This window comes from Bradyrhizobium sp. CFUWI, assembly GCF_056429085.1.
Map to the genome: position 1 here is coordinate 1 of NZ_JBWJZE010000064.1, position 6,167 is coordinate 6,167.

Here is a 6,167-nt window from a genome sequence, read left to right on the forward strand (position 1 = left end):
TACAACTTCCGGATTCTGATCCTCTGGCTCACGACTTTGTTTGTCCGGATCTGCTGCGCCTTCCTGTTCGCCGGCGCCTGGTCATCCCGTCAACAGACCTCATGATCAACGTTCTTCACGGTCGACTGTTTACACGGCTTTCTCCTGAAGACCGTCGCTGACACCGGTGAAGCCATGTCGACAGTTGCGAGCGCAATTCGGCGCCTTTGGTGCCGACGCTTTCTTGCTCTTCTGGTGATCATCGCGGTCATTGCTTCTATCGCGGTCCTGACCAGCCCCCAGCTTGGCGCGACAATCGAAGCTCTGGAGCCGCCTGGTCTCCCTGAGCCGGTTCTCGTGAGCGAGCAAGTTTCGCTCGATCAGGGCTGGAACGCCGAAGACGCCGATCGATTCCATCACAAAGCCCAGGGCACGCAGACCTTGCCAATCCCGCTGTCATGGTTTCTCGCGCTGGAAGCGCCGCAGAACTCGCCCTTCGCTATGCCCTTCTTCGAACGCGAACGCTTTGCCGACAACCGCTATTTACTGCGGTTCGGATTCATAAAATCTGCTAAAAGCGAGAACAATGAATACGGTTTGCCGATCGGATTTGCGTATTCGCCGTTTCAGTCGATCCGCGGACTTGCGCGTAAGGACACTGCCGTCGGATTGACCTGTGCCGCGTGCCACACCGGCCAACTGATCTTCAAAGACAAGCGCTATGTCATTGAAGGCGGCCCCGCCGTAACCGATCTCGGTCAGTTGACAAATGCGCTCCGCGCCGCGCTCGCACAGACCGCCTTGTCGGCAAAGTTGCCCTTCTTCGACGGTCGCTTTAGGCGGTTCGCGAAGCGCGTTTTAGAAACCGAGTACAGCGATCTGACACGCGTTCAACTATCCAAGGAACTCGATGGAATACTTGGTGCTCTGGTCGATCAGCCCGCTGGGATCGACGTCACGGAAGGGTTTACCCGCCTCGATGCGCTCAATCGCATCGGCAATCAGGTGTTCGCACTCGACAACAAGCGCTACGGCAACTACGTCAACATCAACGCCCCTGTCAGCTACCCGCACATCTGGACATCATCATGGTTCGATTGGGTGCAGTACGACGCCTCAATCATGCAGCCATTGTACGCAATGCCGGCGAGGCGATGGGTGTTTCCGCGGAGCTCAACCTCACGGCACCGCCCAAGCAGGGACGCTTTGCCAGCAGCATCCCCTTTGATAATCTGCACTGGATTGAACGAAAGCTCGCTGGAAAGGACCAGCCGCTGGTGGCGAAGGCCTTCACCGGGCTGAATGCGCCAACTTGGCCCGACAGCTTTCCTGCGATCGACAAAGCCAAGGCTGCCGTGGGAGCCCAACTCTACGATAAATATTGCAGCGGCTGCCATCTTCCAGCGCTGACCCCCGACATCGTGCACGGCAAGGCCCCGGACTCGGAGTTCTGGAAGAACTTCGGCCCTATCCGCTGGCGCGGCCGGGATGGGCAGGAGAAGCAGACGAAGGAATCCGTACTCAACGTCAAGATCATCAAGCAAAGCCATATCGGCACCGATCCGGCCCAGGGCGACGTGCTGCGCAATCGCACCGTTGACACCGCCGGCAGCGAACTGGCCCGGGCGGTCCATAGCAGCCCAGGACTCGGCCTCGACATCGATGTCTGCCAACGGAAGGCTGACAATACGCTGGATACGATCCAACTCTCGGACCATGCGATGCAACTCTACGCGCTTGCGCTCGGCGCCGTGGTCCAATCCAGCATCGACGAGTGGCTTCGGTCGACCGGGACCGTCCACGCGGAGATCGAAGGCGATCGGCCGAACTGTCTCGCGGCAGGTTTCGGCTATAAGGCGCGTCCGCTGAACGGCGTATGGGCGACTGCGCCGTTCCTGCACAACGGCTCGGTGCCGACGATCTACGACCTTCTCAGCCCGGTTGCAGAGCGCCCGAAAGTGTTGCTGCTCGGTGAGCCCAGCTTCGATCCTGTCCGCGTCGGTATCGTGGCGCGGACCGCCGCTCCCAAAGGCAGGACCTACGACAGCAAGGGCTACTTCATCCTCGATACGTCGAGGCCCGCCAATCGCAATACTGGCCACGAATTCTCGAACGACAAGCATGAGGGTGTCCTTGGCCCTGCGCTGTCTCCCGAGGAGCGCAACGCGATCATCGAGTTCCTGAAGTCGATCTGAAATTGATTGGGTCAGCTCCAACTGGAGCAGCATCGAAGACCATCTCGCTCCCGCAGGGGGAAAGGTGGACGGAAGCCAGGATCGACCGACCAGGCGAAGCTTTTCTCGAGTTAGGGTGCGGCGGCAATGGCGGAACAGAAACAGGGGCTGGCGGCGAAGTTCTTGAAATGGATGATCGCGAAACATCCGGATGCGTTGTTCGCACTAATTCGGCGCGTCAGGCCCAACCTAGCGTTGGGCGCCGCGGGGCCCGTGTTCATCACCCGCTTCCCCGACGTGCAGGAAGCGCTGAGCCGGCCCGACATCTTCAACGTCACCTATGCGCCGATGATGGACCCTTCGGTCGGCCCCTTTATGCTCGGCCGCGACTGCACCGAAATCAACCAGCGCGACAAGGGTATCATGCGCGCCTTCATGCGCATGGAGGATCTGCCGGCAATTCGCCAGAAAGTGCGCAGCCTCGCCAATGCGTCCGTCGAAAAGCAGCTCTATACCCAGAACCAAATCGACGTGGTCAGCACGTTGTCGCGCCTGGTCCCCATTCAGCTGACCGGAGAATATTTCGGCTTTCCCGGCCCCGATCTGGCGTCGATGTTCCGCTGGTCGCGCGCCACGCAGTACGACATGTTCCACAACCTGGACAAAGATCCGAAGGTGCATCAGGACAACATTGACGCCGGGCAGGAGATGCGCACCTACCTGACACAACTGCTCCCGCAACGGCGCGAGCAACTGAAAAATGGCGCGCCGCTCGACGACGTGTTCAGTCGCTTGCTAAAAAGCCATTTTGACGATTCGATCGGCTTCGCCGACGAACGCATTATAACCAATATGATGGGCACGCTGGTCGGCGGAATCGAGACGACCTCAGCGGCCATCGTACAGCTCCTCGAGCAGTTGTTCATAGGTCCGAAGATCCTGAAGAAGGCGATCGACGTCGCCTGCAGCAATAACGATCAATTGATGTATCGCTATTGCTGGGAAGCGCTACGCTTCAACCCGATCAATCCGTTCGTGGTGCGCCAGTGCCGGACCGATTACCGGATTGCAAAGGGCTCGCTGCGCGCGGCAACAATCAAGGCCGGCAGCACGGTGCTGATCTCGACCCGGTCGGCGATGCGCGACGGCTTGCAATTGCCGGCGCCGTCCAGCTTCGCCGTCGACCGCCCGGAGTCGGTCTATATGCATTTGGGCTACGGGATGCACACCTGCCTCGGCGACCAGATCAGCCGCATCCAGGTTCCGGAAATCGTTCGTCGCATCCTGCAAATCCGGGGTGTGCGTCCTGCCGCGGAGATTGACTACGCAGGAGGGCCGTTTCCGGAGCGTTATCCAATCACCTACAATACGGCCGCCTGAAGGGCGGACTTCCCAGCAGCGAGCCGCGACTCGCGACTGGTCTGCAATATCCAGCGGCGAGGCGATTGCCGTTAGCACTTCGCGAATGGTTTGAGCATAGTCTCGCTCCAGTGCCAGACCAACCTAGATCGCTGGCGCGCCGGTTTGAACGAGAAAGTCATTCGACTTCAAGAGGAATGGCGCAGCCACCATGTCTCGTGCCCAAGCGCTTTGCGAGAGCCCCGAAATATGTTCCATTCTCCTAGTCATCTGGAACGCAAATTCGACGCATTAGTTGTTGCTCGAATCTCTAGAGAGGAGAGTGCTAGTGGCGAATGCAGGTGTGCGAGGCCGGCCGATCGCGCCGTTAGTGCTTAGTCCGCAGGAGCGGGCGTACTTGGAGAGGCAAGTTCGTCGTCATCGTGTAGCCCGATCGCTATCTGAGCGGTGCCGCGCGATCCTGCGATGTGCAGATGGTCTGCCAAGCAAGTCTGTGGCTGCCGAACTTGGCATCCATGAACACACCGTTGGCAAGTGGCGCCGCCGATTCTTGAAGGATCGCTGTGATGGCCTGCTTGACGAAGCCCGCCCTGGTCGCCCTCGAACCATCGACGACGATCAGGTTGCTGCGGTGATCGAGCGGACATTGCGTACGACACCGCCCGACGCGACGCACTGGTCGATCCGCTCGATGGCTGCGGAAACGAGCTATGCGGGATTTTGGGTGACGAGGTGATCAGGCGGCGTGGGTTGCCGGCATTTGGATGACCTCGATGCCGTCGTTAAATCTGACACCTGCGATGACCTTCGGCAACTGGTTTGTGCCTTTGAGCCGACGCCAGGTCTTTGATGCGGCGATCACCAGTTTGAATACCATCAGCTTGGCGGTGGTCGGCGACAGCGAGCCCTTGGTGCGCACGGTCCTGTGCCGCACGGTGGCGAACACGCTCTCGATGGGATTGCTCGTGCGCAAGTGATCCCAATGTTCGGCAGGAAAGTCGTAGAAGGCCAGCAGCGCGTCGCGATCCTTGACCAGACATTCGACCGCCCGGCCGTACTTGGCGAGGTATTTCTCGGCGAAGACGTCGATCGCCGCTTCGGCGGACGCCCGGTTTGGCGCCCAATAGACCTCGCGCAAATCTTTCTTCATGGTGGCCTGCACCGAGAGTGGGACCTTGTCCAGGACATTCACGGTCTTGTGCACCCAGCAGCGCTGGTGCCGTGTGCCGGGAAAGACCTCGTCAAGCGCCTTCCAGAAGCCGAGTGCGCCGTCGCCGACGGCAATTTCGGGCGCGATCTGCAATCCGCGCTGCTTGACGTCGATCAGGAGCTCGCGCCAGCTCTGCGCGCTCTCCCGCACGCCGACCTGAAAGCCGATCAGCTCCTTCCTGCCTTCCGGCGTTGCGCCGATCAGCACCAGCATGCACTCGCCGTGATCTTCCATGCGGGCCTGCAGGAAGACGCCATCGGCCCACACGTACACATATCGCCGCGCCGACAGATCGCGCTTCTGCCAGCGCTCGTACTCGCCTTGCCACTCGGCCGTCAGCCGGGAAATCACCGCGGGCGACAGGTTCGGCGCGTCCTTGCCCAGCAAGGCCGTCAGCGCCTCCTGAAAATCGCCGGTCGAGATGCCGCGCAGATAGAGCACCGGCAACAGCGCATCCAGACTTCGGGTCCGCCGTGCCCAGAGCGGCAGGATCGCCGAGCTGAACTGGATCCGCTCGCCATCGTTGGACGCCCCGCGGTCGCGAATCTTCGCCCGCGTGACCTCAACTGGGCCGATGCCGGTCTGGATCGTCCGCGCCGGGCCGTAGCCATGCCGCACGACACGGGCGCGTCCATCGGCAAGCTTCAAGTCCTTCACCGTGGCAAGAAAGGTCTCGACTTCGATCTCGACAGCCTGCGCCAGAAGCTGCCGCGCACTAGCGCGCAGGATATTGGTCAGTGGATCATCGATCGCGTCGGGCTGACGAAGCGGGACAATCTTGCTAGTCTCATTCATGGCGTATCGCTCTCCTTGAGAGGTTCTGGCAGGCTTCGACACCCGCCTCGATACGCCGCCTATCTCAGGCCGTCATCACCCAGCTCCCGCATAGCTCCCGCCATCGAGAACGTCGACTATCGCACCGCTCGAGGCCTTGACCACTCGCTCTTTCAAATCCTCGCTACCTGCCAATGGATCCGTGATGCCAACCATCTGGTCATCGTCGGCCCAACCGGCACGGGCAAGTCCTGGCTTGCCTGTGCGCTCGGCAACAAGGCCTGTTGTGACGGCTTCTCCGTCCTCTACAAGCGAACATCCCGCCTGTTCGCCGATCTCGCGCAGGCGCGCGGCGAAGGCCGTCTGGCGCGCCTGATCACCGCGCTCGAGCGGATCAATCTCCTCATCCTTGACGACTGCGGACCCGAATCGCTTACCGCCGACCAGCGCCGCAATCTGCTTGAGATCGTCTACGATCGCTACGACAAGGGTCCTTGTTGATCACAAGTCAGGTCCCCGTGTCGCAATGGCACGATGTCATTGCCGAGCCGATGACTTCATGATGCCTCCTTCTTCGAACGCTTGGTGCGTCGTACCCGATTGCGAAGCTGACCGATTTGTTCGTCTGAGAGCTCGATCTGCCATGGCTGGCCTTTGGTTAACTGACGACC

3 protein-coding genes and 2 pseudogenes are annotated in these 6,167 nt (G+C 60.4%); 4 read left to right on the forward strand and 1 reads right to left on the reverse strand.

What is annotated here, in order from left to right; genetic code table 11:
* The first annotated feature begins 174 nt into the window (after window positions 1-174).
* The 3 genes and pseudogenes from AC066S_RS38270 to AC066S_RS38280 form a co-directional block, all read left to right on the forward strand.
* Window positions 175-2,174, forward strand: a pseudogene (locus AC066S_RS38270) (di-heme-cytochrome C peroxidase).
* A gap of 126 nt (window positions 2,175-2,300) precedes the next feature.
* Window positions 2,301-3,533 carry a cytochrome P450 gene (locus tag AC066S_RS38275; protein ID WP_126262207.1) on the forward strand — a complete coding sequence of 411 codons (1,233 nt, stop codon included), beginning with the start codon at window positions 2,301-2,303 and terminating at the stop codon, window positions 3,531-3,533.
* Between the two features lie 307 nt (window positions 3,534-3,840).
* A pseudogene (locus tag AC066S_RS38280) lies at window positions 3,841-4,245 on the forward strand (helix-turn-helix domain-containing protein); the annotation flags it as partial.
* 3 nt (window positions 4,246-4,248) lie between these two features.
* Here the strand turns inward: AC066S_RS38280 and AC066S_RS38285 are convergent.
* Window positions 4,249-5,517: an IS256 family transposase gene (locus AC066S_RS38285; protein WP_126262206.1), complete on the reverse strand. Its 1,269-nt coding sequence runs from the start codon at window positions 5,515-5,517 to the stop codon at window positions 4,249-4,251.
* Between the two features lie 15 nt (window positions 5,518-5,532).
* Here AC066S_RS38285 and AC066S_RS38290 point away from each other — a divergent pair, with 15 nt between their 5' ends.
* Window positions 5,533-5,997, forward strand: a complete 465-nt coding sequence (locus AC066S_RS38290) for an ATP-binding protein (RefSeq protein WP_430642582.1) — start codon at window positions 5,533-5,535, stop codon at window positions 5,995-5,997.
* Window positions 5,998-6,167: the final 170 nt, after the last annotated feature.

Excerpts from the sequence above, each read along its gene's own strand:
- AC066S_RS38285 (WP_126262206.1), bottom strand. The coding sequence starts at position 5,517 with ATGAATGAGACTAGCAAGATTGTCCCGCTTCGTCAGCCCGACGCGATC.
- AC066S_RS38275 (WP_126262207.1), top strand. The coding sequence starts at position 2,301 with ATGGCGGAACAGAAACAGGGGCTGGCGGCGAAGTTCTTGAAATGGATG.